The organism is Comamonas sp. CMM02 (genome assembly GCF_014851485.1).
GTDB classification, from domain to species: Bacteria; Pseudomonadota; Gammaproteobacteria; order Burkholderiales; family Burkholderiaceae_C; genus Comamonas; species Comamonas avium.
Genome location: NZ_JACUZW010000002.1, coordinates 103,144 through 126,514 on the forward strand (window position 1 = coordinate 103,144; position 23,371 = coordinate 126,514).

At 58.3% G+C, this 23,371-nt stretch carries 24 protein-coding genes and 1 tRNA gene; 13 read left to right on the forward strand and 12 right to left on the reverse strand.

Annotated elements, in window-relative coordinates; translation table 11 throughout:
• Window positions 1-64 precede the first annotated feature (64 nt).
• From IB213_RS05635 to IB213_RS05680, 10 genes are all read left to right on the forward strand, one after another.
• Complete coding sequence (locus IB213_RS05635; RefSeq protein ID WP_191724105.1) at window positions 65-1,522, forward strand: sodium:solute symporter family protein; 1,458 nt, start codon at window positions 65-67, stop codon at window positions 1,520-1,522.
• Window positions 1,523-1,673: 151 nt separating this feature from the next.
• Entirely contained in the window at window positions 1,674-1,958 is a 285-nt protein-coding gene (locus tag IB213_RS05640; protein ID WP_191724104.1) for an FmdB family zinc ribbon protein, read from the forward strand.
• A gap of 8 nt (window positions 1,959-1,966) precedes the next feature.
• On the forward strand, window positions 1,967-2,590 hold the full coding sequence (locus IB213_RS05645) for a DUF502 domain-containing protein (protein ID WP_191724103.1): 624 nt from the start codon (window positions 1,967-1,969) through the stop codon (window positions 2,588-2,590).
• Between the two features lie 43 nt (window positions 2,591-2,633).
• Window positions 2,634-4,436 (forward strand): aspartate--tRNA ligase, encoded by a 1,803-nt coding sequence (aspS, locus tag IB213_RS05650; protein ID WP_192405688.1) that lies wholly within the window; start codon window positions 2,634-2,636, stop codon window positions 4,434-4,436.
• A 135-nt stretch (window positions 4,437-4,571) separates the two neighbouring features.
• Window positions 4,572-5,051, forward strand: a complete 480-nt coding sequence (gene nudB / locus IB213_RS05655; protein ID WP_192405689.1) for a dihydroneopterin triphosphate diphosphatase — start codon at window positions 4,572-4,574, stop codon at window positions 5,049-5,051.
• A gap of 29 nt (window positions 5,052-5,080) precedes the next feature.
• The gene (locus IB213_RS05660; RefSeq protein ID WP_191724277.1) at window positions 5,081-5,851 is read left to right on the forward strand and encodes an endonuclease/exonuclease/phosphatase family protein; all 771 of its coding nucleotides are present in this window, start codon (window positions 5,081-5,083) and stop codon (window positions 5,849-5,851) included.
• 59 nt (window positions 5,852-5,910) lie between these two features.
• Complete coding sequence (gene folE, locus IB213_RS05665; protein WP_191724100.1) at window positions 5,911-6,651, forward strand: GTP cyclohydrolase I; 741 nt, start codon at window positions 5,911-5,913, stop codon at window positions 6,649-6,651.
• A 65-nt stretch (window positions 6,652-6,716) separates the two neighbouring features.
• Entirely contained in the window at window positions 6,717-7,598 is an 882-nt protein-coding gene (locus IB213_RS05670; protein ID WP_192405690.1) for an EamA family transporter, read from the forward strand.
• 10 nt (window positions 7,599-7,608) lie between these two features.
• On the forward strand, window positions 7,609-7,833 hold the full coding sequence (locus IB213_RS05675; RefSeq protein WP_225560994.1) for a hypothetical protein: 225 nt from the start codon (window positions 7,609-7,611) through the stop codon (window positions 7,831-7,833).
• Between the two features lie 153 nt (window positions 7,834-7,986).
• The gene (locus IB213_RS05680; protein WP_192405691.1) at window positions 7,987-8,634 is read left to right on the forward strand and encodes a LysE family translocator; all 648 of its coding nucleotides are present in this window, start codon (window positions 7,987-7,989) and stop codon (window positions 8,632-8,634) included.
• A 105-nt stretch (window positions 8,635-8,739) separates the two neighbouring features.
• On the opposite strand, the gene IB213_RS05685 is transcribed toward IB213_RS05680, so the two are convergent.
• The 5 genes from IB213_RS05685 to IB213_RS05705 all read right to left on the reverse strand — a co-directional run bounded on the left by IB213_RS05685 (window position 8,740) and on the right by IB213_RS05705 (window position 14,052).
• Window positions 8,740-10,239, reverse strand: coding sequence for an ABC transporter substrate-binding protein (locus IB213_RS05685; protein WP_192405692.1), 1,500 nt, complete (start codon window positions 10,237-10,239; stop codon window positions 8,740-8,742).
• Window positions 10,240-10,325: 86 nt separating this feature from the next.
• A complete protein-coding gene (locus IB213_RS05690; protein ID WP_191724097.1) occupies window positions 10,326-11,189 on the reverse strand; it encodes an ATP-binding cassette domain-containing protein in 864 nt (287 codons plus the stop codon).
• The gene (locus IB213_RS05695; protein ID WP_191724096.1) at window positions 11,186-12,229 is read right to left on the reverse strand and encodes an ABC transporter ATP-binding protein; all 1,044 of its coding nucleotides are present in this window, start codon (window positions 12,227-12,229) and stop codon (window positions 11,186-11,188) included. The genes IB213_RS05690 and IB213_RS05695 overlap by 4 nt, the downstream gene beginning before the upstream one ends.
• A gap of 18 nt (window positions 12,230-12,247) precedes the next feature.
• Window positions 12,248-13,093: an ABC transporter permease gene (locus IB213_RS05700; RefSeq protein WP_192405693.1), complete on the reverse strand. Its 846-nt coding sequence runs from the start codon at window positions 13,091-13,093 to the stop codon at window positions 12,248-12,250.
• Window positions 13,090-14,052: an ABC transporter permease gene (locus IB213_RS05705; RefSeq protein ID WP_192405694.1), complete on the reverse strand. Its 963-nt coding sequence runs from the start codon at window positions 14,050-14,052 to the stop codon at window positions 13,090-13,092. Before IB213_RS05705 ends, IB213_RS05700 begins: the two co-directional genes overlap by 4 nt.
• Before the next feature lie 189 nt (window positions 14,053-14,241).
• Between IB213_RS05705 and IB213_RS05710 the strand changes: the two genes are divergently transcribed.
• Window positions 14,242-14,502 (forward strand): YfhL family 4Fe-4S dicluster ferredoxin, encoded by a 261-nt coding sequence (locus IB213_RS05710; protein WP_192405695.1) that lies wholly within the window; start codon window positions 14,242-14,244, stop codon window positions 14,500-14,502.
• Between the two features lie 65 nt (window positions 14,503-14,567).
• On the opposite strand, the gene pth is transcribed toward IB213_RS05710, so the two are convergent.
• The 7 genes from pth to IB213_RS05745 form a co-directional block, all read right to left on the reverse strand.
• On the reverse strand, window positions 14,568-15,209 hold the full coding sequence (gene pth, locus IB213_RS05715) for an aminoacyl-tRNA hydrolase (RefSeq protein WP_192405696.1): 642 nt from the start codon (window positions 15,207-15,209) through the stop codon (window positions 14,568-14,570).
• 125 nt (window positions 15,210-15,334) lie between these two features.
• Complete coding sequence (locus tag IB213_RS05720; RefSeq protein ID WP_191724091.1) at window positions 15,335-15,952, reverse strand: 50S ribosomal protein L25/general stress protein Ctc; 618 nt, start codon at window positions 15,950-15,952, stop codon at window positions 15,335-15,337.
• Window positions 15,953-16,081: 129 nt separating this feature from the next.
• Window positions 16,082-17,041 carry a ribose-phosphate pyrophosphokinase gene (locus IB213_RS05725; RefSeq protein WP_191724090.1) on the reverse strand — a complete coding sequence of 320 codons (960 nt, stop codon included), beginning with the start codon at window positions 17,039-17,041 and terminating at the stop codon, window positions 16,082-16,084.
• A gap of 42 nt (window positions 17,042-17,083) precedes the next feature.
• Window positions 17,084-17,160, reverse strand: a tRNA-Gln gene (locus IB213_RS05730).
• Window positions 17,161-17,202: 42 nt separating this feature from the next.
• Window positions 17,203-18,063, reverse strand: a complete 861-nt coding sequence (gene ispE, locus IB213_RS05735; RefSeq protein ID WP_191724089.1) for a 4-(cytidine 5'-diphospho)-2-C-methyl-D-erythritol kinase — start codon at window positions 18,061-18,063, stop codon at window positions 17,203-17,205.
• Between the two features lie 44 nt (window positions 18,064-18,107).
• Entirely contained in the window at window positions 18,108-18,635 is a 528-nt protein-coding gene (locus tag IB213_RS05740; RefSeq protein ID WP_225214227.1) for a lipoprotein insertase outer membrane protein LolB, read from the reverse strand.
• 6 nt (window positions 18,636-18,641) lie between these two features.
• Window positions 18,642-20,411 carry a tetratricopeptide repeat protein gene (locus IB213_RS05745; protein ID WP_192405697.1) on the reverse strand — a complete coding sequence of 590 codons (1,770 nt, stop codon included), beginning with the start codon at window positions 20,409-20,411 and terminating at the stop codon, window positions 18,642-18,644.
• A 48-nt stretch (window positions 20,412-20,459) separates the two neighbouring features.
• Here IB213_RS05745 and mutM point away from each other — a divergent pair, with 48 nt between their 5' ends.
• Both mutM and IB213_RS05755 read left to right on the forward strand, forming a co-directional pair.
• A complete protein-coding gene (gene mutM / locus IB213_RS05750; protein ID WP_192405698.1) occupies window positions 20,460-21,278 on the forward strand; it encodes a bifunctional DNA-formamidopyrimidine glycosylase/DNA-(apurinic or apyrimidinic site) lyase in 819 nt (272 codons plus the stop codon).
• A gap of 88 nt (window positions 21,279-21,366) precedes the next feature.
• On the forward strand, window positions 21,367-23,328 hold the full coding sequence (locus IB213_RS05755) for a dynamin family protein (protein ID WP_192405699.1): 1,962 nt from the start codon (window positions 21,367-21,369) through the stop codon (window positions 23,326-23,328).
• Window positions 23,329-23,371 lie beyond the last annotated feature (43 nt).

Here is a 23,371-nt window from a genome sequence, read left to right on the forward strand (position 1 = left end):
GCCCATAATCGCGCCTCGAATTTTCTTACAACCCATTTATTTCTTTGACAGGGGAGCAGCGCACATGCTGATGACCTTTATCGCCGTGTACCTTCTGGTCTCGATCGGCATTGGCCTTTATGCAGCACGCCGCGTGCACAACACGGCGGACTACGCTGTCGCAGGGCGCAATCTGCCGCTGTATGTGGTGGTAGCCACCACGTTTGCGACCTGGTTTGGCTCCGAGCTGGTGCTGGGCGTGTCGGCAGAATTTGTCAAAGAAGGCCTGGGCGGTGTGGTGGAAGACCCCTTTGGCGCAGGCTTTTGCCTGATCCTGGTGGGCCTGTTCTTTGCCTACAAGCTCTACAAGAAGAACCTCATCACCATTGGCGACTACTACCGCCTGCGCTACGGCAAGACGGTGGAGGTGCTGTGCTCCATCATCATCATCTTCAGCTATCTGGGCTGGGTGGCGGCGCAGGTGGCTGCGCTGGGGCTGGTGTTCAACATGCTGACCGATGGCGCGATGTCTGTTACCTCGGGCATGATTTTGGGCACCCTGATCGTGATGATCTACACCCTGTTCGGGGGCATGTGGTCGGTGGCCATGACCGATCTGGTGCAAATGGTGGTCATTTGTGGTGGCCTGATTGTGATTGCCTGGTTTGCCGCAGATTTGGCCGGTGGCTCTGACAAAGTGATTGGCTACGCCGTGACCGAAGGCAAGATGCAGTTCCTGCCTCAGAACGCGGATGGCAAAACCTGGCTCTTCTTTTTTGCCGCTGCCATCACCATGATGCTGGGCTCGATTCCGCAGCAAGACGTGTTCCAGCGCGTAATGTCGTCCAAAAACGAGAAGGTGGCGTGTCTGGGTCCCATCATTGGCGGGGCGCTGTACATCGCATTTGCCTTTATTCCGATGTTTGTGGTGACGGCGGCTGTGCTGATCATGCCGGAGGCCTCTGAAGCCCTGATGGGCGATGACCCGCAGAAAATCTTGCCCCGCCTTGTGATGGAGCACATGCCTTTGGCTGTGCAAATTGCCTTCTTTGGCGCGCTGCTGTCGGCCATCATGTCCACCGCATCGGCCACCATGCTGGCGCCTTCGACCGCGTTTGTCGAAAACATTCTTCGCAACATCAAACCCGGCATGTCGGATGCGGCCACGCTCAAGGCCATGCGGCTGGCGGTGGTGGGCTTCACTGTGTGTGTGCTGGTCTATGCCATTACCATGCAAGACAGCTCCATCTATGAAATGGTCTCGGGTGCTTACCAGGTGCCATTGGTTGGCGCGTTTGTGCCTTTGGTATTTGGCCTGTACTGGAAGCGCGCTACCACGCAAGGCGCTTTGGCCGCCGTGGTGCTTGGCATTGGTACATGGCTGATTTTCTGGGCTGTGCCCGGCTGGGCCGATGCTTTCCCGCAGCAACTGGCGGGCTTGATAGGTGCGCTCATCGGTATGGTCTTTGGCTCGCTGCTGCCGCAGTGGATGGCCAACACCCAGGGCCAGGTCAAGCACTATCAGGGCTCTCAGCTCGATTAACAGGTCGTGCACGGCAGACAAAGGGCGCAAAAAGCGCCCTTTGTCTTTTCAGGCGGATGCCCGCTTGCACAAGCCAAAAGGGCATGGCCGCCTATAATCTAAGGTTTTGCGAATTTCCTCTTCTTAGCCTTAAGCACGCTGACCCAAAGCTATGCCGATTTATGCGTACAAGTGTGGCACCTGTGGCCACGCCAAGGATGTTCTCCAGAAGATGTCCGATGCCCCGCTGACCGATTGCCCGGCTTGCGGTGCTGCGGCCTTTTCCAAGCAATTGACTGCACCTGGATTCCAGTTGAAGGGTTCGGGCTGGTATGCCACCGATTTCAAGGGTGGCTCCTCGAGCAGCAGCACCTCAGCCCCAGCACCTGCCGCAGCGTGTGATGCCGGTGGCAGTGCCTGTGCAGCAGCGGGCTGCGCTGCAGCCTCTGAGGTCTGAGATTGGCCATGTCTGCATTGCGTAAATGGCTGTTCACCGGATTGCTGGTCATCGTGCCCGGTGTCATCACCGTGTGGGTGCTGCACTGGATCATCAGCACGCTGGATCAGACCCTGAACCTTTTGCCCGCTCAGTGGCAGCCTGACTATCTGCTGGGTTTGCATATTCCGGGTTTTGGGGTGCTGCTGACACTGGTGGTGCTGCTGTCCATCGGTGCGATTGCCAGTAACTTCGTTGGCCGCAAGCTGGTGTCCTGGGGCGATGCCCTCATTACCCGCATCCCGGTGGTACGCTCGATTTATTCCAGCGTTAAGCAGGTCTCGGATACCGTCTTCTCGGACAGTGGCAATGCGTTTCGCACAGCCGTGCTGGTGCAATGGCCCCGTGAAGGCGTGTGGACCGTGGCTTTCATCACTGGCAGCCCAGCCGGGGAAGTGGCCCGTTATTTGCGCGACGAATACGTGAGCGTATTTGTGCCGACAACGCCCAACCCCACTGGGGGCTACTTTGTGATGATGCGCAAGAGCGATTGCGTGGAACTAGAGATGAGCGTGGAAGCTGCGCTCAAGTACATCGTCTCCATGGGTGTGGTGGCACCGCCGCCACTGCCCATCCCTGACGAAGAACGATAAACAACCCAAAAAGCGCGTCCCCTGGGGCGCAGGAAGATAGACCATGGCCATGCGCTCTGAATATTGCGGTCTTGTGACCGAAGCCCTGATGGGCGAAACCGTTACCCTGTGCGGCTGGGTGAATCGTCGTCGTGACCACGGTGGCGTGATCTTTATTGACCTGCGTGACCGTGAAGGCTATGTGCAGGTGGTGTGCGACCCCGACCGCCCTGAAATGTTCAAGGTGGCCGAAGAAATCCGCGGTGAATATTGCGTGCAGGTCAAGGGCATTGTGCGTGCCCGTCCTGCTGGCACGACCAACGACAAGCTCAAGAGCGGCCAGATTGAAGTGCTGTGCCATGAGCTGAACGTGCTCAACGCAGCAGTGACGCCGCCCTTCCAGGTGGACGACGAGAACCTGTCGGAAAACGTGCGCCTGACCAACCGCGTGATGGACCTGCGTCGCCCGGTGATGCAGCGCAACATGATGCTGCGCTACAAGACCTCGATCCAGGTGCGCAACTTCCTGGACAAGCTGGGCTTTATCGACATCGAAACCCCCATGCTGGGCAAGTCCACACCCGAAGGCGCTCGCGACTATCTGGTACCTTCGCGCGTGCATGACGGCCAGTTCTTTGCGCTGCCCCAGTCGCCCCAGCTGTACAAGCAGATGCTGATGGTCTCGGGCTTTGACCGCTACTACCAGATCACCAAGTGCTTCCGTGACGAAGACTTGCGCGCTGACCGCCAGCCCGAATTCACGCAGATCGACTGCGAAACTTCGTTCCTGAACGAAGAAGAAATTCGCGCCATCTTCCAGCAGATGATCAAAGAAGTGTTCCAGCAGCAACTGAACGTGGACCTGGGCGAATTCCCCGTCATGACGTACCAGGATGCGGCTTTCCGCTTTGGTTCGGACAAGCCCGATCTGCGCGTCAAGCTCGAGTTCACCGAACTGACCGACTGCATGGGCGATGTGGATTTCAAGGTGTTTTCTACGCCTGCTACCACCAAGGGTGGCCGTGTGGTGGCCCTGCGCGTGCCCGGCGGTGCTTCCATTTCGCGTGGCGAGATCGATGGCTACACCGAGTTCGTCAAGATCTACGGTGCCAAGGGTCTGGCATGGATCAAGGTCAACGAAGTGGCCAAGGGCCGCGAAGGCCTGCAGTCGCCCATCGTCAAGAACCTGCATGACGCGGCGATTGCCGAAATCCTGAAGCGCACAGGCGCACAGGACGGCGACCTGCTGTTCTTCGGTGCTGACAAGGAAAAGATCGTCAACGACTCCATCGGTGCGTTGCGTCTGAAGGTGGGCCACAGCGATTTCGCCAAGAAAAGCGGCTTGTTTGAAGACAAGTGGGCCCCGCTGTGGGTGGTGGACTTCCCCATGTTTGAGCATGACGAAGAAAGCGGCCGCTGGGTGGCTGTGCACCATCCCTTCACATCGCCCAAGGATGGCCATGAAGAGCTGATGGCGACCGACCCTTCCAAGTGCATTGCCAAGGCCTACGACATGGTCTTGAACGGCTGGGAGCTGGGTGGCGGCTCGGTGCGTATCCACCGCGCTGACGTGCAGGCCAAGGTATTTGCTGCCTTGAACATCAGCCCTGAAGACCAGCGCGCCAAGTTTGGCTACCTGCTCGATGCACTGCAGTACGGCGCACCTCCCCACGGTGGCCTGGCCTTCGGTCTGGACCGTCTGATCACGCTGATGACAGGCTCTGAGTCGATTCGTGACGTCATTGCCTTCCCCAAGACACAGCGTGCACAAGACTTGCTGACGCAAGCGCCTTCGCCTGTCGATGAAAAGCAGCTGCGCGAGCTGCACATTCGCCTGCGCAACATCGATGCGGTCAAGGCATCGTAAATCGATGGCTCTTAAAGTCATAGCTTCTTGCGCTTAGTGCGCAAGGGCTAGAGGCTTAAAACACAAAAAGCCTTTGCGGCAGCGCAAAGGCTTTTTTTACGTCTTGGGCATGCTTTCAGTGTGAAGATAGGGCGCATGCACGCAGGCCCTTACAAAATTGCGCAGTCGGTTCTGGTGGTGATTTACACCCCGCAAGGTCAGGTGCTGCTGTTGCAGCGCACCCTTGGTGATGGCCACGGGGGCGATTTCTGGCAGTCCGTCACCGGCAGCAAAGACACGCACGATGAGCCTTGGGAGCAGGTGGCTGCACGCGAGGTGTGGGAGGAGGCGGGCATTGATGTGCACGCGCAAGGCTGCAAGCTGCAAGACTGGGGGCTGGAGAACATCTACACCATTTACCCCCAGTGGCTGCATCGCTACGCGCCCGGAACCTTTGTCAATACCGAGCGTGTGTTTGGGCTGGAGGTTGCGTCCTACGCCCAAGTCACCTTGAATCCGCGCGAACACACCGCATTTGCTTGGCATGCTTGGCGCGAAGCGGCAGACCGTTGCTACGCGCCCTCGAATGCTGAAGCTATTCTTCATCTACCTGTTTTTCTTCCATTGCCTGCATGACGCCTGAGACCACGCCACCACTGCCGCCCATGGAAACCACGCCCTCTGGCCTCTTGGTGCCCGCCGAGCAGGGTATTTTGCGTGTGGCCACCTACAACATTCACAAAGGTGTGCAGGGTCTGGGGCCCACACGCAGGCTGGAAATTCACAACCTGGGGCTGGCCGTAGAGCAGCTCGATGCCGACATCGTCTGTCTGCAGGAAGTGCGCAAAATGAACCGGCGCGAGGCCGCGTACTTTGCCAACTGGCCTGAAGTGTCGCAGGCAGAGTTTCTGGCACCGGACGGCTACGAGGCCGTCTATCACACCAATGCCTATACACGCGATGGAGAGCATGGCAACGCCTTGCTCTCGCGCTGGCCGGTGCGCGATATCAAGCACCTGGACGTATCGGACCACCGTTTTGAGCAGCGCGGTCTGCTGCACGCAGAGGTCATGTTCCACGGGCGTTCCGTGCACACCGTGGTGGTGCATCTGGGCCTGATTGCTGGCAGCCGTGTGCGCCAGATATATCAGCTGCAGCAATTCATTGAGCGCGAAGTGCCCCCGGCAGTCCCGGTGGTGGTGGCCGGGGATTTCAATGACTGGGGCAACCATATCAAGCGCATGCTTGCCGGCTTTGGCCTGTATGAGTACGACGGTGACCGCAGCACCTTCACCTATCCGGCACGTTTGCCGCTGGCGCAACTGGACCATGTGTACGTGCGTGGTCTGGACCCCATCAGCCTGACGGTTCCGCAAGGCCGTATCTGGTGGCGCATGTCAGACCATTTGCCGTTGATCGCAGAGTTCAAACTGTAGGCCGCCTGCCAATTCCATAGCCCCTGTCGGCCTGATGATTCACTGTTACTATCGCGCCCATGTTTCAAGATTTGGTTGCCGCATCCGACAAACAGCCCGCAGGTTTTGACCCGCACGGCACCCCTGTCTCCGTGAAGATTCGCGAGCGGGTGCAGGCGGCTGGCCGCAGTTTTCACGCGAACGAAAATATTGCCGACTTCATCGAACCCGGTGAGCTGGAGCAATTGCTCGACGAGGTGGAAGTCAAGATGCAGGGCGTGCTCGACAGCATGGTCATCGACACGGCCAATGACCACAACAGCCAGGCCACAGCCCGCCGTGTGGCCAAGATGTATCTCAAGGAAGTGTTTGCAGGCCGCTATCACAAGCCGCCTTCGATCACGGAGTTCCCCAACGGCAAGCACCTCAATGAGCTGATGATCGTTGGCCCCATTACGGTGCGCAGCGCATGCAGTCACCACCTGTGCCCTGTAATGGGCAAGGTGTGGATTGGTGTCATGCCCAACAAGAACACCAACGTCATTGGCCTGTCCAAGTACGCACGTCTGGTGGACTGGGTGCTGGGGCGCCCGCAGATTCAGGAAGAGGCCATCATTCAGCTGGCTGATTTGATCATGGAAAAGACCCGCCCTGACGGTCTGGCCGTGGTCATGGAGTGCTCGCACTTTTGCATGTCCTGGCGCGGTGTGCGCGAAAAGGACAGCAAGATGCTCAACTCCGTCATGCGTGGTGCGTTTTTGAAGGACCCCACACTGCGCCGTGAGTTTCTGGCGCTCATTCCCGGCCGCCGCAACGATTAACCCCCTCGCTCAGGCCCCAGAGGCTGCGCACTGCGCAGCCTTTTTTATGGCCGTTTGACTGCCCCATGTCACTGCAAGCTTTTGCACTCATTATTTTGGCCGGCATCATCCATGCAGGCTGGAACATTGCCGCCAAGAAAGCCGGTGGCGATGCGCGGTTTGCCTTTTTCACCTCCATCTTGCTCATCATTGTCTGGGCCCCGCTGGCGTGGTGGGTAGGGCGTGACGTTGTGCCGCAATGGGGCTGGCAGCCATGGGCTTTGGTGGCGGTCAGTGGCGTGCTGCATCTGGCCTATTACGTGATCTTGCTGCGCGGCTATCGCAAGGCCGACCTCACCGTGGTCTACCCTCTGGCGCGGGGCAGCGGCCCGTTAATCAGTACCCTGGTGGCCATCACGCTGCTGGGCGAGGAGCTTTCGCAGCTGGGTGTGCTGGGGGTGGCTGGCGTGGTGCTGGGGGTATTTTTGATTGCCGGCGGCCCCAGATTGTTTCGCCAGCGCAGCGATCCTGCAGCGCGCCATCGCTTGCACCAAGGGCTGTTTTATGGAGTGCTGACGGGCGTTTTCATTGCAGGCTACACCGTGGTAGATGGCTACGGCGTCAAGGTGCTGCTGCTGTCACCCATCCTGATTGATTATCTGGGCAGTTGCCTGCGCGTGATCTTGCTGTCTCCTGTGGTGCTGCGCAATGTGGCTGAGGCCAGGTCGCTGTGGCAGCAGCAGTGGCGCTGGGCGCTGCTGGTGGCGGTGGTCAGCCCGATTGCGTATGTACTGGTGCTGTTTGCCATGCAAAGCGCGCCCATTTCACATGTGGCCCCGGCGCGCGAGGTGTCCATGCTGTTTGCTGCCCTGATTGGCGGGCATTTGCTGCGTGAAGGCGATCGCATGGTGCGCATTGGCGGAGCCGTATTGATTGCGATCGGCGTGACGGCACTGGCTCTGGGATAAAGTGCAGACCATGATGTTGCGTACGGTGTGCCTGACAGGTGGTGTGGCGGTGGTGCTGGCATGGGCCAATGCCGCGTGGGCGCAGCCTGCGCCGTGGTACTGGTGGGTGAGCAAGCTGGATGGGCACCGGGTGTGCGCCCAGGTCATGCCCAGCCAGGGCTGGAGCAGGGGGGATGGGCCGTTTCGCAATGCGCAGTGCCGCCCTCAGCCAACGTTGCTGCCACCCTCGCGCTGAATTTTTCTGCTTCCTCTTTTGCTTACTCTAAGGCTGCGCACGCTGCGCTTGGTGCGTTGTGGTGTGGCCTTGACGTCGCCCGTTGGCTTGGCAGCGTGCTTGCAGCCGCCGCACAATGGCGGCTTATTCAAGCCCTGTGAAAGCGATGGACAGATGCCTGCGTGGAATGCTTTGGTGGCCTTTTTGGGCGTGGCGGTGCTGCTGGCGCTGACGCCCGGGCCCGATAACCTGTTTGTACTGGTGCAGTCCATCCAGCGTGGCTGGCGCGTGGGCATGTGCGTGGTGATAGGGCTGTGCCTGGGCATTGTGGTGCACACCACGGCGGTGGCCTTGGGGCTGGCGGCCTTGTTTGCGGCATCCAGCACGGCGTTCATCACTTTGAAATGGTGTGGTGCTGCTTATCTGGCCTGGCTGGCATGGGGCGCTTTGCGTGCGCCAGTCAGCTCCAGTGATACGCCACAAGCCAGCAGCACGGCCCAGTCGCTGCCATGGCAGCAAGCGCTGCGCATGGTGGGGCGCGGCGTGGTGATGAACATCACCAACCCCAAGGTGCTGATTTTCTTTCTGGCTTTCTTGCCGCAGTTTGCAGACCCGGCGCGCGGCAGCGTGGCGCTGCAGATCGTGTGTTTTGGCCTGTTGTTTGTACTGGCCACGTTGCTGGTATTTGGTGCCATTGCCTGTTTTTCGGGCGTGTTTGGCGGCATCTTGCAGCGCTCTGCACGTGCGCAGTGGTGGTTGAACCGGCTGGCGGGCGTGGTGTTTTTAGGGCTGGCAGTGCGTTTACTGACGGTGCAAAGATAAGAGCTGCTAGCGCATATGAACAAAGGGTTTCAGATATAAAACTATCTGAAACCCTTTGTGGATGAGCGCTAAGTGCTACTTTTTTCTAAATTTTTCTAAAAACCGCTAGTTCTTGTCGCTCCAGTACATGGCCGACAGGTCATTCACAAAGACAGGCATGTCTTTCCACAGCCCGCGCAGGTTTTTGTTGGCAATGGTGACCCACTGGGGCTGGTACAGGAAGCCGTGCACTGCGTCGCTGGCAAGCATGCGCTGTGCCTCGCCCAGCAGGCGTGCGCGGTCGGTGGACTTGGGGGTGTTCTTGATCTTCTCGAACAGATCGCGGAACTCTTGCGAGTCGTAGGCCCAGTAGTAATCGGGCTTGGCAAAGTTGCCCAGATCAAAAGGCTCTACATGGCTGATCATGGTCAGGTCGTACTGCTTGTTGCCGTAGGTGCCAGACAGCCATTGCGCCCATTCCACGTTCTGCAGTTTGACCTCAATGCCCACCTTGGCCAGCTGCGCGGCAATGATCTCGCCGCCCTGGCGTGCATAGGGGGCCGGGGGCAGCGTCATGGTCAGCTTCAGCGGCAGCTGCACGCCCGCTTCTTTGAGCAGGGCCTTGGCCTTGTCAAGGTTGTGCGGGTTGATGCCGGTGGTGTCCACATAGCCAAAGGCGCCGGGTACGTAATGGCTGCCAATGGGCACGCCGTAGCCTTCTGCGGCCCCTTCAATGATGGTTTTGCGATCAATGGCGGCGGCAATGGCTTTACGCACGCGTACATCGTTCAGGGGCTTTCGGCCGTTGTTGATGGCCAAAATGGTTTTGGCGCGTGAGCCGCTGACGATGACCTGAAAGCGTGGGTCTTTCTGGAACTGCGGCACGCTGCGTGGTGTGGCGCGGGGGAAGGCGTCCACATCGCCCGCCATCAGGGCGGCCACCTGGGCCGCTGAGTCGGGAATAAAGCGGAATGTGGCGCGCTTGATGCGGATCTTGTTGGCGTCGCGGTATTCAGGCCATGCCACCAAGGTGATAGAGGCCCCTTTTTGCCACTGGCCCAGCTTGTAGGGGCCGGTGCCCACTGGCTGCGTGGTGTTGGTGGCGGCGCTCTTGGGCTCAACGATGATGGATGTGCCCTGGCCCATGACAAACAGAAAGTCAGGGTCAATCTCCTGCGTCACGACTTCAATGGTGAAGGCGTCGATCACACGGATTTTCAGGCCGCTGAAGCTGCGCTTGTCCTTGTTGGTGCTTTTTTCGCTGCCAGCGCGCTCCAGCGAGAACTTTACGGTTTCTGCGTTAAAAGGCTGGCCGTTTTGAAACTTGACCCCCTTGCGCAGGCGGAAGGTGTAGGTCTTCAGATCTGGCGAGACTTCCCAGCTTTCCGCCAGCAGGGGAGAGACGCTGCCGTCGGGATTGATCTTGGTGAGCGTCTCAAAGATGTTGTATTGCGTGATTTCGGCAATCGAGGAGGAGGCACTGGCCGTCGGGTCCAGTACCGGGGGCTCCAGCGTCAGGGCCAGGTTCACCGTCTCTTTTTTCGCTTGCGCCATGCTGTGAAGCGGCAACAGCGCGGTCAAACCGGCCAAAGCGCCAGATGCAAGCAAATTGCGGCGGTCAATCATGGTTCAGGGTCTCCGATATGTCTCAGTGGGTAGGGCAGGCAGCAACTTTCCATGCTGTACCGCACGATCAAGAAGCAGACCGCTTTTTACACCAAGTTAGAACTTGCTTTCGCACGCAGGTTACGCAGCGCGCGTGCGCGGCCGGGGGCAATCTGCGGCACTGCATTGAGCAAAGTTTGCGTATAGGGATGGCGGGCGTGGCTAAACAGTTGTCTGGGCGAGCCTTGCTCCACCACCCGGCCTTGCTGCATGACAAGCACTTCATCACACAAATGATTGACGACAGCCAGGTCATGGCTGATGAGCAGGTACGTCATGCCAAAACGCTGCTGCAAATCCAGCAGCAGATTGAGTATCTGGGCCTGAATGGAGACATCCAGTGCGCTGACGGGCTCATCTGCAACGATGAGCTGGGGGCGCGTAATCAGCGCGCGCGCAATGGCAATGCGCTGGCGCTGGCCACCTGAAAATTCATGGGGGTACTTGTCCAGATCATTGTGGTGCAGCCCCACCTGGGTGAGGGCCTCGGCGGCCTGCTCACGCTGCTCGGCGCGGCTGGTGTGGCTGAGGGCCTGAAGTGGCTCGGCCACAATGCGCTGCACGGTCATGCGTGGGTCCAGTGAGCCATAGGGGTCCTGAAACACCATCTGACAGTCACGCCGAGCGGCACGCAAGGCCGCGCCGGACATGGCGCTCAGTGCCTGCCCATTCCACAGCACCTGGCCTGTGGTGGGCTTGTCCAGTGCCATGGCCAAGCGCGCCAGCGTGGACTTGCCAGAGCCAGATTCACCCACAATGCCTACGTTGCGCCCGCCGTAGACCGTCAGATCGACATCTTGCAAGGCGATAACCTGCGGCGGTGCCTGCCACAGCTGGCGGCGTGGCAGCGCATAGGTTTTGCCCAGACCAATCGTCTGAAGCAAAGGGGGGCGCAGGTTGTCAGGCGTCATTTCCAGGCCTCAGTGTTGCCAGGGCGCATGGCTTCCGGGCGCAGGCAGCGCACCTGGTGCACCCCCAGGCTGCTGTGTTGAGCCTCATGCGGCTGAAAGCTGGGGATGCCAACACGCGCAGGCTTGTCTTCATAGCAGCGCTCTTGCGTGAATGTGCATCGACCGGCAAAGGTACAGCCGCGTGGCAAGTCTGCCAAGGCCGGGACTGTGCCGGCAATGGTGAACAGATCGTGGGGTTTGCCGCTGGGCTGGCGCGGTGCATCCAGCCGCGGGCGCGCCGCCATCAGCCCGCGCGTATAGGGGTGACCCATGTGGCGAAAGAGCGCGCCCGTGGGCCCGCTTTCGACAATCTGCCCGCCATACATGACCAGCATGTCGTCCACATTCTGTGAAATAACACCCAAATCGTGCGAGATGAGGATGAGTGCCATATCGCGCTCGGCCACCACATCGTTGATCAAATCCAGAATTTGCTGCTGAACGGTCACATCCAGCGCCGTGGTCGGCTCGTCAGCGATCAGTACATCAGGCTCACACGCCAGCGCCATCGCAATGGTGATGCGCTGGCGCTGTCCGCCAGAGAACTGGTGCGGGAAATCATGGACACGGGCGCTGGCATTGGAAATGCCCACGCGCTCGAGCAAGGCTGTGGCGGCCTTGAGCGCGCTGGCCCTGTCCAGCCCCTTGTGATAGAGCATGGGTTCTGCCACCTGGCGGCCTACCGTATGTACAGGGTTCAAGGCCGTCATGGGCTCTTGAAACACCATGGCCATGCGATTGCCGCGCAGGCTTTGCCACTGGCGCTCGGTCTGACCCAGCAACTCTTGTCCGTTCCACAAAATACTGCCCGTGACCGTTGCGTTGTCAGGCTGCAAACCCATCAGGGTCTGCACGGTCAGGGATTTGCCGCAACCGGACTCACCAATAATGCCCAGCGCGCTGCCGCGCTCCAGTTTGAACGAAAGGTGGCGCAGCGCCTGCACCGTGCCTTGGCTGCCACGCAGAAAAAGATTAAGGCCAGTGACTTCAAGCAAGGGCATTCGTGTCTCTCCGGTCGCTCAGCGCTGGCGGCTCAGGCGCGGGTCCAGCAGGTCGCGCAGGCCGTCGCCCAGTAAATTCAGGCCCAGCACCGACAGCGCAATCGCTACGCCGGGGAACACGGCCAGCAAAGGGGCTTGAAACATCAATGTCTGTGCATCACTGAGCATGCGGCCCCAAGACGGTTGCGGAGGCTGTGTGCCCAGTCCCAGGTAGGACAGCGCAGCCTCAGCCAAAATGGCCAGCGCGAACTGGATGGTGGCCTGAACGATCAGCACCCCCATGATGTTGGGCAGCACATGCTGCAGTGTGATGCTGAAACGGTTTTTACCGCAGGCACGCGCAGCCATCACGTATTCACGCGACCAGATCGCGTTGGCCGAAGCACGGGTGATGCGTGCAAAGGTGGGAATGTTGAAGATGCCAATCGCAATGATGGCGTTGACCATGCCGGGGCCAAAAACGGCGGTCATCATGATGGCCGACAAGATGGCAGGGAAGGCAAAGGTGAAGTCAGACATGCGCATGATGACCTCTTCGACCCAGCCGCGCAAAGCGGCTGCGATCAGGCCCAGAGCCACGCCAAAGCACAGACCAATGCTGACGGCAATTACGCCCACTGCAATGGAGCTGCGCGCACCCACCATGATTTGAGACAGCACATCGCGGCCAAAAGCGTCGGTGCCCATCCAGAACTGCGCGCTGGGAGGCAGCAGCTTGGCCTGCATGTTCATCTCATAAGGGCTCCAGGGTGTCCAGACGAAAGAAAGCAGGGCGCAGGCAGCCAGGGCCAGTGTCAGTACAGCACCAACGACAAAGCTGGGGTGATGCAGCCCGCGCTGCAGCAAGGTGCGGGGCTGGCTCATAAGTCGCTGGCTTTCACACGGGGATCAATGATGGCGTACAGCACATCGACAATGAAGTTCACCATGATGACCATGGCGGCCAGCAGCATGACACAGTTGCGCACCACGATCAGGTCGCGGTTGGCAATGGACTGGAAGATCAGACGGCCCAGCCCGGGCAGATAAAACACGTTTTCCACCACGATAGTGCCAGCCAGCAAGTTGGCAAACTGCAGGCCCATGACCGTGATGACCGGAATCATGGCGTTGCGCAGCACATGGCCCCAGAGAACGGCGCGCTGGCTCAAGCCCTTGGCGCGTGCAGTACGCACAAAATCTTCGCGCAGCACCTCCAGCACCGCAGAGCGGGTGATGCGCGCCAAAATTGCCGCTTGTACGACAGCCAGCGCAATGGCCGGCAGCAGCAGCGATTGCAGGGCAGGCCAGAAGCCACCGCCAAATTCACGGCTCCAGCCAGGAAAGCCGCCCGCAGAGAACCACTGCAGCTTGACTGAAAACAGCAAGATCAAAAGAATGGCGAACCAGAAATTCGGTATGGCAATACCCAGCTGGGCCAGACCCATGATGCCCACATCACCGAGCTTGTTGTGGCGCGATGCTGCATAAACACCGGCCAGCAAGGCCAGTACGGTGGTGATGAGCATGGCCAATACTGCCAGGGGCAGGGTCAGAGCCAACCGTTCGGTGACCAGATCCCAGACCGGCGATCCATAAGCGTAGCTGTTGCCGAGATTGCCAGTGAAAAAGCCCAGCAACCAGTCGCCATAGCGTTGCAGTGCGGGCTGGTTCAGGCCCAGCTGCTCAGTCATGGCCGCCACGGCCTGAGGATCGGCGTCAGGCCCCATGAGCACTTGTGCGGCATTGCCCGGCAAAATTTCCAGCACAGCAAACACCAGCATGGATGCACCCAGCAAGGTGGCTATCAATGTAAGCAGGCGTTTGGCGAGAAAAACACTCATGAAGTCAAGACAGTCAAGGTTTTGCGGGCTCCGAGCATAGCGGTAAATCCCACAGTGCAAAGCATGGAAGTGTGTGTCCTTGAATCGGGTTTGGCGGCGGGCGCACGATAATTGCGCCATGTCCCCTGTGCTGAACACCTATGACCGAGCCGTTTGCCTGTGTACGGCCTTGCGCCGAGGAGGCATGCCATGGCGCTGATGATCACGGAAGAATGCATCAATTGTGATGTGTGTGAGCCAGAGTGCCCGAACGACGCCATTTACATGGGGGAGCTGATCTATGAGATTGACCCCCTCAAATGCACAGAGTGCGTAGGGCACTTTGATGAGCCTCAGTGCATGCAGGTCTGTCCTGTCTCGTGCATTCCTGTGAATCCGGACTTTGTGGAGAGTCAGGAAACCTTGCTGCAGAAATTTGAACGCCTGCAGGCACTGTCACTGAAGATATAAAAACACCAGTCAAACCAGTCATGTAGCTGCTAACGCTTCTTTGGGTAAGTGTTAGCAGCTATTTTTTATTGATTCGGCAAGGCTGGTGTGCTGTCTGCATCCTGCAGCGGTTTACGCGGTGGCTTGGGGCGTGGCGGCTTGTTGGTGTTGATGAGCACGGTAGCCTTTTCCATCTCTCCGGCGGCCAGCAAAGGCCAGGCCTTGAGGCTGCGGTCAATCTGCTCGTGAATGGCGTTCCACTGTTCTTGCGGCGGTTTTTTGAGTACCCAGCTGGCGACATCCCCTTTTTGGCCGGGGTGACCAATGCCCACACGCAGACGCCAGTAGTCAGGACTGCCCAGCTGTGCATGGATATCTCGCAGACCGTTGTGACCGCCGTGGCTGCCGCCGCGCTTGAGCTTGATCTGACCAGGTTCAAAATCCAGCTCGTCATGCACCACCAGCACTTCTTCGGGCTTGATCTTGAAAAAGCGTGCCAGTGCGCCTACGGACTTGCCAGACAGATTCATGAACGTCTGTGGCTGCAGCAGCCACACGGGCTGGCCCTGCACGCTGGTGCGTGCCATCAGGCCCCAGTAGCTGCGCTCTGGCTGCAAATGCACCTTGAGCTCACGGGCCAGGCCATCAATCCACCAAAAGCCGGCATTGTGGCGAGTGTCTTCATATTCCGGGCCAGGATTGCCAAGGCCCACAAACAGTTTGATCATGCGAGGATTATCCAGTCAGGGCTGCATGCAGGGAATGCATGTTCAGCAAAACAAATGGCCCACACAAGGCGGGCCATTTGTTTTGCCAGCAGCCCCCAGGGGCTGCGGCGGCAAGAGGAGAAAAATTACTTCTTCTTCTTCTTGTCGGTAGGAGCAGCTGCCACGGGAGCAACAACAGCAGCCTCAGGCAGCTTCACGGAAACCAGAACGGGGTTCTTGTTTGCGCCACGAGCGATGATCTTCACGCCGTTAGGAGCCTTCACGGTCTGCAGGCCGGGGATGGCCTTGGAGGACAGCTTGGACAGGTCCACGGAGATGAACTCAGGAGTCTTGGCAGGAGCAGCCAGCACCGATACTTCGGTGATCAGAGGCGTCACAGTGCCTTCTTCAGTCACTACAGCAGGCGACTTGTCAGCGTTTTCGTAACGCAGAGCAACCTTGGATTCGATCTTGGTGTTCTCGTCCACGCGCTGGAAGTCGATGTGCAGGATCTGAGCACGGAAGGGGTGGTATTGCACGTCGCGCAGCACAACCTTGGAAGATTGGCCGTCGATGTCCAGGTCCAGGATCGAAGTGTGGAAAGATTCCTTCTTCAGAGCGTGGAACAGGCTGTTGTGATCGATTTCGATCTTTTGTGCGTCTTGGCCAGCGCCAAAAACGATACCAGGTGCCTTGCCGGAAATACGCAGGCGGCGGCTCGCACCCGTACCTTGCAGATTACGTGCTGTTGCAGCGATTTGCATAACTAACTCCAATATGAGTGGACCGCGACCAGTTCCACTCGGTTAAAAACCCAAGGCTTGTGCCCTGGATGAAACTTCGGAAAACGCAAACCTCCCGAAGGAGGTTGTGCAATGTCCCGAAGGAAAAACTTAGTCCTGAAACAGGCTGCTTACCGAGTCACCGGTAGAGATGCGCTGGATGGTCTCTGCAAACAGAGGTGCCACGGACAATTGGCGAATCTTGCCACACGCCTGAGCTGCGGGGCTCAAAGGAATGGTGTTGGTCACTACCACTTCGTCCAGAGCATCGCCTTCGGAAATACGCTGGATGGCAGGGCCAGAGAAAATGGGGTGTGTGCAATAGGCATACACCTTCTTGGCACCGCGCTGCTTGAGCACTTCTGCGGCTTTGACCAAAGTGCCAGCCGTGTCGATCATGTCGTCCATGATCACGCAGTTGCGGCCATCGATGTCACCGATCACGTGCATCACTTCCGACACGTTGGCCTTGGGCCGGCGCTTGTCGATGATGGCCAGATCGCAACCCAGCTGCTTGGCCAGTGCGCGTGCGCGCACCACACCACCCACGTCTGGAGATACAACGATCAGGTCGTCATATTTCTTTTCGTTCAGATCCTTGAGCAGGATGGGCGAAGCGTAGATGTTGTCGACGGGAATGTCGAAGAAGCCCTGAATCTGGTCAGCGTGCAAATCCATGGTCAGCACGCGGTTTACACCAGCGGCCTGCAACATGTTGGCAACCACTTTGGCGGTAATCGCTACACGGGTAGAGCGCACGCGGCGGTCTTGACGGGCGTAGCCAAAGTAGGGAATGACCGCGCAAATGCTTTGTGCGGAGGCGCGCTTCAAAGCGTCCACCATCACCAGCAACTCCATCAGGTTGTCATTGGTGGGGGCGCAAGTAGGCTGCACCACAAACACATCGCGGGTGCGGACGTTTTGTTTAATTTCTACGGTGACTTCACCGTCAGAGAAACGACCAACATCAGCAGCGCCCAAAGATGCGCCAAGATGCTTGGCGATTTCTTCGGCCATGCTGCGATTGGCATTGCCCGTAAAAACCACGAATTCAGAATTATTGGATTGCATGAGCTTCCCAGTATTGGGTTTGCTTAAACGCATAAAGATATTTGGCAGGGGAGGAAGGACTCGAACCCTCGCATGCCGGAATCAAAATCCGGTGCCTTAACCAACTTGGCGACTCCCCTACACAGGTCAATTGTCGTCGATAACAATTAACCGGTAGCTTGTTATTCTGGAATCCATTGGATCAATGGATGATTTTCCAGATTTTTGCAAAGCCTGATTTTCCATGTGCTAGGCGCATGTGAAAAATCAATCTCTTTGCTGGCTTGTGCAAATACCGCACTTCCAGAGCCAGTCATTGTAGCATGCATTCCAGATGCATTCAGCCAATTTCTGACTTTCATTACATCGGGGCACAAAGCTTCAGCAACCGGCTGCAGGTCGTTGTGGCCAAAGCCGTAGTGATCTGCAGCAAAGTCTTCGATTTTAGCACGCTTTGTATCGCGTTGAAGGCGCGGGTCAGTAAAAATGCTTTGGGTGTTAAGGCCCGCTTGTGGCTTGATGACCCAGAAAAGCCGGGAAGGCAAGGCGTGAGCGCCACATAAAGGCGTAATGCTCTCGCCGATGCCTTCTACCCAGGCGTTGTGCCCGCGAATAAAAAAGGGCACGTCAGCACCCAGCCGGATGCCGATACCTTCCAGCTGTGCACGGGTGAGGTTAAGGTTCCAGAGCCGGTTCAGGGCGATCAATGTAGATGCCGCATCTGAAGAGCCTCCACCCATGCCCGCTTGAGAGGGGATGTGCTTGTCAATCGCAATGCGCACGCCCTGGGTGCAGCCTGTGGCGGCTTGCAAGGCTTGTGCGGCCCGAACGCACAAATCATCTGCGGGAAGTTGCGGGGCGTCCGGGTTGAGGTCTTGCCGCGAAATTTCTGAACTCTGGATGTGTTCAAAGTGCAAGGTGTCTTGCCAATCAATCAGCATGAAGACAGATTGCAGCAGGTGATAGCCATCCGCCCTGCGCCCTGTGATGTGCAAAAACAGGTTGAGTTTGGCCGGGGCCGGCACGTCGTAGAGGCTATGCATGTGTGAAGAGCAAGAAATACGTGGCAAAGCTTTGCGCACTGCTTTTAGTCAACAGGCTGAAGAACAACTCTCAGGGTGGCGTGTGGCAAAGGTGTGATGCGTTGCGCTGTGATACGGCCTTCACTGTGACGGCTTAGGTCCACCTGCCATCCTTCGGCGCTGGCATTGTGCCCTTGCAACCAGCTAAAAAGCGCTTGAACAGGCAAAGCCGTGCCCAGGCTTTGGCGCAACAGCTCTTGCAAAGAATCGGACTGGGTGATGCGATCGCCTTGCTGTAGCAGTGCTGCACCCGGCTGCCATTGAAGTTTGGCAATCTGCGAGCCAAGAGGGTTGAAAACGTCCAGGCTGCCTTGTTCTGGACTGCCCTGCAGGTGAAAAGAGGCGCTGAATGACTGCTCCTGCTCCAAGGGGTCCTGTACCTGCAGGCCCATGCGGCCACTCCAGGCCATGCCCGAAGAACTTGCTGGGTCGGGCTTGGGGATGTGCGGGGTGCTGCAGCCGGTGAGTGCCAGCGCAAGGCCTAGCGCCAGGGCCGCCTGCCAGCCAGTCATGCGTGTGAATCGATGTGACATGGCTTATTAGGGCTTGACCTGCAGGCGTTCAAGTGTGGTGCGCAGGGTTTCGTTGTCTGCATCCTGGATCAGCGCCTGGTGCCAAACACTGCGGGCACGCTCCTGATTGCCAGTGCTCCACAGCACCTCTCCCAGATGGGCAGCAATCTCCACGTCATTGCGCAGTGCGTATGCCTTTTCCAGAAGGGCCAAGGCACGGTCCTTGTTGCCCATGCGGAACTCCACCCAGGCCAGACTGTCGAGGATGAAAGGGTCGTTGGGTGCTTGCTGCAGCGCTGTCTCAATCAGTTCTTTGGCTTCTGGCAGTCGAATATTGCGCTCTGCATACGAGTAACCCAGCGCATTGAAGGCGTGGTGGTGATCGGGATGTTTTTGGATGATCTCGCGCAGGATCTTTTCCATGACATCGATCTTTCCTGCGCGCTCAGCCAGGATGGCCGTTTCGTAAGCAATGTTGGCGTCGTCAGGCAATTGTTCATACAAGGTGCGCTGCAGCAAGTAAGCCTCCTGGGGTGCGTCGTTGTCACGCAGCAAAATGACTTCTGCCTGGCGTTTTTGCACCTCTTGCTCTTCGCTGTCGGCTGGTACGGCACGAATCAAGGCACGGCCCTGGGCCAGCTTGCCTAGCTTGGCCAGCGCTTGCGCCTTGAGGCTCTGCACGTTCAAGGTGTCAATGCCGCTTGGAATTTTTTCCAGCCAGTTCAGCGCCTGCGCATAGTCTTTTTGCTGCAAAGAAATGCGCCCCCCCAGCATGTAAGCCTGGGTGAGGGCCTGGGTGCGCTGAGCCAGTGCCGGCATTTTTTCAACCAGACTTTCCAGGCGCTGCAATGCCTCTTGCGCTTTCTTCCAGTTGGCTTGCTGGGCATGCAGGCTGGCCAGGGCCATCCAGGCATCGGGCATATCCGGCTTGCCCTTGAGCAGCCGGGTTAACTGCTCTAGGGCGTTGTCCAGACGATTTTGAGCCATGAGCACGCGGGCATAGGCCATCTGTATGGTCGGTGCAGGCTGGTGCTGCATATATTCCTGCACCATTGGCTCTGCGGAAGAGACGCCTGATTCCATTAACTCCAGGGCCAGCAAGGCCGTAGCTCCGCTGCGGGGGCCTTGTGCATAAGCGTGCTTCAAGGCCTGGAGGGCCAAGTCTTTTTGATTGGCCGCAATGCGCAAATGGCCAATGGTGGCCCAGGCTGCAGGGGCCAGACTGGCGTTTTTCAGATCTGGCTGCAAAGCTTGCTCGACGACGGCGGCAGCCAGTGCTTTATCGCTAGCGCGGCTGTAAAGCTGCGCAATCGACAGGTAGGTGGCTGGCTTGGCGGCTGCTGGTGTCCATGCAACTTCGCGGCTCAAGGCGTCCTGGGATTCGGAGACCCGGTTGAGCATCAGCAGAACCTGCAGCATGAAGCGATTGGCTTCGCGAGACTGCGGGAAGTTTTTTTGCCACTCATCGGCCACCATCAGCGCACGTTGGCCTGAACGCGATTGCAGCGCAAGCTCGGCTGCGCGTTGATACAGCTGCTGCGAGTGACTCTGGCGTGCTGCTTCCATCAGCAATGCCACAGCATTGACCGCATCTCCTTGAGAGGCCGACATCTCTCCGACCAGCAGGTCGTAGAAAAGCTCGGCGCTCAAAGCTGCCGCTGTGTCGGCTGCTGATGGGGGGAGGGCCTCTGACGTCGTGCTGTCGAGGGAGGGTGCTTCTTGCGCCAAAGTAGGCAATGTTCCGAGAACAAGTGCGGACATCAAGGCCAAGCGGAAATTGCGAAGTTTGGAAACCATGGAACCATAATAATCCAAGCATTTCACTGTTGTGAGCGAAACCATCAGATGCCAGAACTTCCAGAGGTCGAAGTCACCCGTCGCAGCTTTGCCCTCCAGATTGAAGGGGCCCGCATTCTGGCCGTCACCATGGGCAAGCCTTTGCGCTGGGCCTTGGGGTGCGTGCCTGACAAGCTGGTCGGCTCTCAGGTGCAGCAAGTGCGCCGTCGCGGTAAGTACCTGCTGATTGATCTGGACCGCGGCATGCTCATGGTGCATTTGGGAATGTCCGGCAGCTTGCGTTTTGCCAGCGACTTGCCCGCACTGGGCGTGCATGACCATTTTGATATGCGTACCGACAGGGGGACTTTGCGCTTGCATGACCCCCGGCGCTTTGGCGCAGTGATTGCAACCAGCGGCGAAAACGACCCCGTCGCACGCAAGCTGCTAGATGGTTTGGGAATGGAGCCGCTGGACGCCAGCCATTTCAGGTGGGAAGCTTTTCATGCGGGGCTGCAGGCCAGCCGCTCACCTATCAAGCCCCTGCTGCTCAGTGGCAAGCTGGTAGTGGGGGTGGGCAACATCTATGCCTCTGAGGTTCTGTTTGCCAGCCGCATAGCGCCAACCGCTGCGGCTAACAGCATCAGTACGCTCAAAGCCAGGCGTCTTTACCAGTCGATTCGTGAGATTTTGGCGCTGGCTGTAGAGCGTGGCGGCACCACGTTGCGTGACTTTTCCAGCGCTGATGGCATGCCTGGACACTTCCAGTTACAAGCTCAGGTGTATGGGCGTAACGGCTTGCCTTGCATGCGCTGTGGCAACGCAATTGCTTTGCTGCGCCAAGGCCAGCGCAGCACTTACTACTGCCCACACTGCCAAAAGACATAGTCAATCCACTGCGTTATGGCACTTCCTGCAAAAAGCAGGGGGGGTATATTCAGTACGGTCGGTACAACAATGCAACGAGGGGGGAGACGTGGGTCCTTCATTTAGCGAGCAATTTGACCGGTTTGGCCACTGGCGCAGAGACTTTGCGGGGCAGATGGCAGGCTTCAGAGGGTGGCTGGCCGCGCAGGATTTGCTGGATGCGGCTGTACAAGATCATTTGCAGCGCCTTGAAAACCTGCTGCGCGATGACAAGGTGTGCGTGGCTTTTGTGGCGGAGTTTTCTCGCGGCAAGTCAGAGCTGATTAATGCGGTCTTTTTTGCGCATTACGGTCGCCGCATCATGCCGGCTACCCCGGGGCGCACCACCATGTGCCCCACAGAGCTGGGCTACGACCCAGCTCTGCCGCCCAGTTTGCGTCTTTTGCCCGTAGAGTCGCGCTCGCAGCCGCACAGTCTGGCGGAATGGCGCAACCGCCCTGCGGCCTGGGTGCAATTGCCACTGGATGTGAATGACCCAGATCAGCTGGCACACAACGTGGCCTATGTGGCCCAAGTGCGCAAAGTGTCAGTGCAAGAAGCACAGTTGCTGGGTTTTTGGAGCGATGAGGCCGGGGCTGACAACCCGGTGTGCGATGCCCTGGGCATGGTGGAGATTCCCAGATGGCGCCACGCACTGCTCAATCTGTCGCACCCTTTGCTCAAGCAAGGTCTGGTGATTGTGGATACACCGGGTTTGAATGCGGTGGGAACCGAGCCTGAGCTGACGGTCAACCTGATTGCCCAGGCACACGCGGTGGTGTTTTTGCTGGCGGCCGATGCCGGGGTGACCAAATCTGATCTGGCTATCTGGAAAGAACACTTGCTGCCTTGCCACCGTGAAGGCAATGCGCACCTGGTGGTGCTCAATAAAATTGATACTTTATGGGGCAGCCTGGACTCTGGCACCGAGGTGCAGGCCCAGCTCAACCGGCAACGCGCGCACAGTGCGCAGGTTCTGGAGATTGACCCGGCGCGCATCGTCCCTTTGTCTGCGCAAAAAGGCCTGATGGCCAAAATTGAAAGCAATGCCAGCTTGCTCAAAAACAGTGGTTTGCCGTTGTTTGAGGATTTGCTGGCGCAGGGCATCCTGGCGCATCGCCAGAGCATTTTGTGCAGCGTGGTGGGTGAAGGGGTCATGCAGTTGCAAGCGCAGGTGCTGCGATCGATTCATATTCGGCGCCGCGACCTCGACGAGCAGATGCTGGAGCTGCGCAGTTTGCGCGGCAAAAATTCCACGGTGATCGAAAGCATGCGCCAGCGCATACGGCAGGAGCAGCGCACGTTTGAAGCCAGCAGTACCAAGATTTTGGCAGTGCGCTCCGTGCACCTGAAATTGATGAACCAGGCCTTTCAGTTTCTGGGTGCAACGTCTTTGCGCCGGGAGCTGGAGCAGCTGACGGGTGCGTTGGCGCAGTCGGGCCTGAAGATGGGGGTGCGCAAGGTGTATGCCTCTACGTTCGAGCAACTGCGCGGCTTGGGTGCGCATTGCAAAGCTACTGCAGCAGAGATTCAAGCCATGCTGGGGGGAACTTTCAGAGACCTGAACACCGAATTCGGCTTTTCTCTGCAGCCGCCCAGTGATTTGCAACTGCATGACTTTGATCGTGAGTTGGCGCAGATTGAAGAAAGTTACCTGCAATATCTGGGATTTGGGCATTCGCTCAAGCTGGCAAATCCGTTGTTTGGCCAGCGCATGGTCAATGCCTTGGGCATGCGTTTGCGGGCAGTCTTTGAGTCCGCAGCCAATGACCTGGATTTATGGAGCAAAAGCGCCACTTCGCAGCTGGATGCACAATTGAAGGAGCGCAAACGCAGCTTTGCACGGCGTATTGAGGCTGTGGATCGCATCAACGAAGCCGCCAGTGGCCTGATGGAGCGGATTGCTGAAATTGAATCCGCTGAGCAGCAGCTTTCGGCTTTGGAGCAGCGTCTGGCCCAGTGGATGCAGCAGCTGGTGCAGCCCTATGCAGTGCAACCGCAGGAGCTGGTGGCCGAGGGCCAGGCGACTTGAAAGCTGCGTTCTGCTTTTCTTCAGCCTCCGTTTTTTCTCCTTC

Bases quoted from the DNA above. Each gene is read 5' to 3' on its own strand.
- nudB (WP_192405689.1), top strand. From the start codon at position 4,572: ATGCACGCAGGCCCTTACAAAATTGCGCAGTCGGTTCTGGTGGTGATT.
- IB213_RS05660 (WP_191724277.1), top strand. From the start codon at position 5,081: ATGGAAACCACGCCCTCTGGCCTCTTGGTGCCCGCCGAGCAGGGTATT.
- folE (WP_191724100.1), top strand. From the start codon at position 5,911: ATGTTTCAAGATTTGGTTGCCGCATCCGACAAACAGCCCGCAGGTTTT.
- IB213_RS05635 (WP_191724105.1), top strand. From the start codon at position 65: ATGCTGATGACCTTTATCGCCGTGTACCTTCTGGTCTCGATCGGCATT.
- IB213_RS05740 (WP_225214227.1), bottom strand. From the start codon at position 18,635: ATGTCACATCGATTCACACGCATGACTGGCTGGCAGGCGGCCCTGGCG.
- ispE (WP_191724089.1), bottom strand. From the start codon at position 18,063: ATGCATAGCCTCTACGACGTGCCGGCCCCGGCCAAACTCAACCTGTTT.
- aspS (WP_192405688.1), top strand. From the start codon at position 2,634: ATGGCCATGCGCTCTGAATATTGCGGTCTTGTGACCGAAGCCCTGATG.
- IB213_RS05640 (WP_191724104.1), top strand. From the start codon at position 1,674: ATGCCGATTTATGCGTACAAGTGTGGCACCTGTGGCCACGCCAAGGAT.
- IB213_RS05705 (WP_192405694.1), bottom strand. From the start codon at position 14,052: ATGAGTGTTTTTCTCGCCAAACGCCTGCTTACATTGATAGCCACCTTG.
- IB213_RS05645 (WP_191724103.1), top strand. From the start codon at position 1,967: ATGTCTGCATTGCGTAAATGGCTGTTCACCGGATTGCTGGTCATCGTG.
- IB213_RS05670 (WP_192405690.1), top strand. From the start codon at position 6,717: ATGTCACTGCAAGCTTTTGCACTCATTATTTTGGCCGGCATCATCCAT.
- IB213_RS05690 (WP_191724097.1), bottom strand. From the start codon at position 11,189: ATGACGCCTGACAACCTGCGCCCCCCTTTGCTTCAGACGATTGGTCTG.
- IB213_RS05675 (WP_225560994.1), top strand. From the start codon at position 7,609: ATGATGTTGCGTACGGTGTGCCTGACAGGTGGTGTGGCGGTGGTGCTG.
- IB213_RS05680 (WP_192405691.1), top strand. From the start codon at position 7,987: ATGCCTGCGTGGAATGCTTTGGTGGCCTTTTTGGGCGTGGCGGTGCTG.
- pth (WP_192405696.1), bottom strand. From the start codon at position 15,209: ATGATCAAACTGTTTGTGGGCCTTGGCAATCCTGGCCCGGAATATGAA.
- IB213_RS05685 (WP_192405692.1), bottom strand. From the start codon at position 10,239: ATGATTGACCGCCGCAATTTGCTTGCATCTGGCGCTTTGGCCGGTTTG.
- IB213_RS05745 (WP_192405697.1), bottom strand. From the start codon at position 20,411: ATGGTTTCCAAACTTCGCAATTTCCGCTTGGCCTTGATGTCCGCACTT.
- IB213_RS05710 (WP_192405695.1), top strand. From the start codon at position 14,242: ATGGCGCTGATGATCACGGAAGAATGCATCAATTGTGATGTGTGTGAG.
- mutM (WP_192405698.1), top strand. From the start codon at position 20,460: ATGCCAGAACTTCCAGAGGTCGAAGTCACCCGTCGCAGCTTTGCCCTC.
- IB213_RS05725 (WP_191724090.1), bottom strand. From the start codon at position 17,041: ATGCAATCCAATAATTCTGAATTCGTGGTTTTTACGGGCAATGCCAAT.
- IB213_RS05695 (WP_191724096.1), bottom strand. From the start codon at position 12,229: ATGCCCTTGCTTGAAGTCACTGGCCTTAATCTTTTTCTGCGTGGCAGC.
- IB213_RS05700 (WP_192405693.1), bottom strand. From the start codon at position 13,093: ATGAGCCAGCCCCGCACCTTGCTGCAGCGCGGGCTGCATCACCCCAGC.
- IB213_RS05720 (WP_191724091.1), bottom strand. From the start codon at position 15,952: ATGCAAATCGCTGCAACAGCACGTAATCTGCAAGGTACGGGTGCGAGC.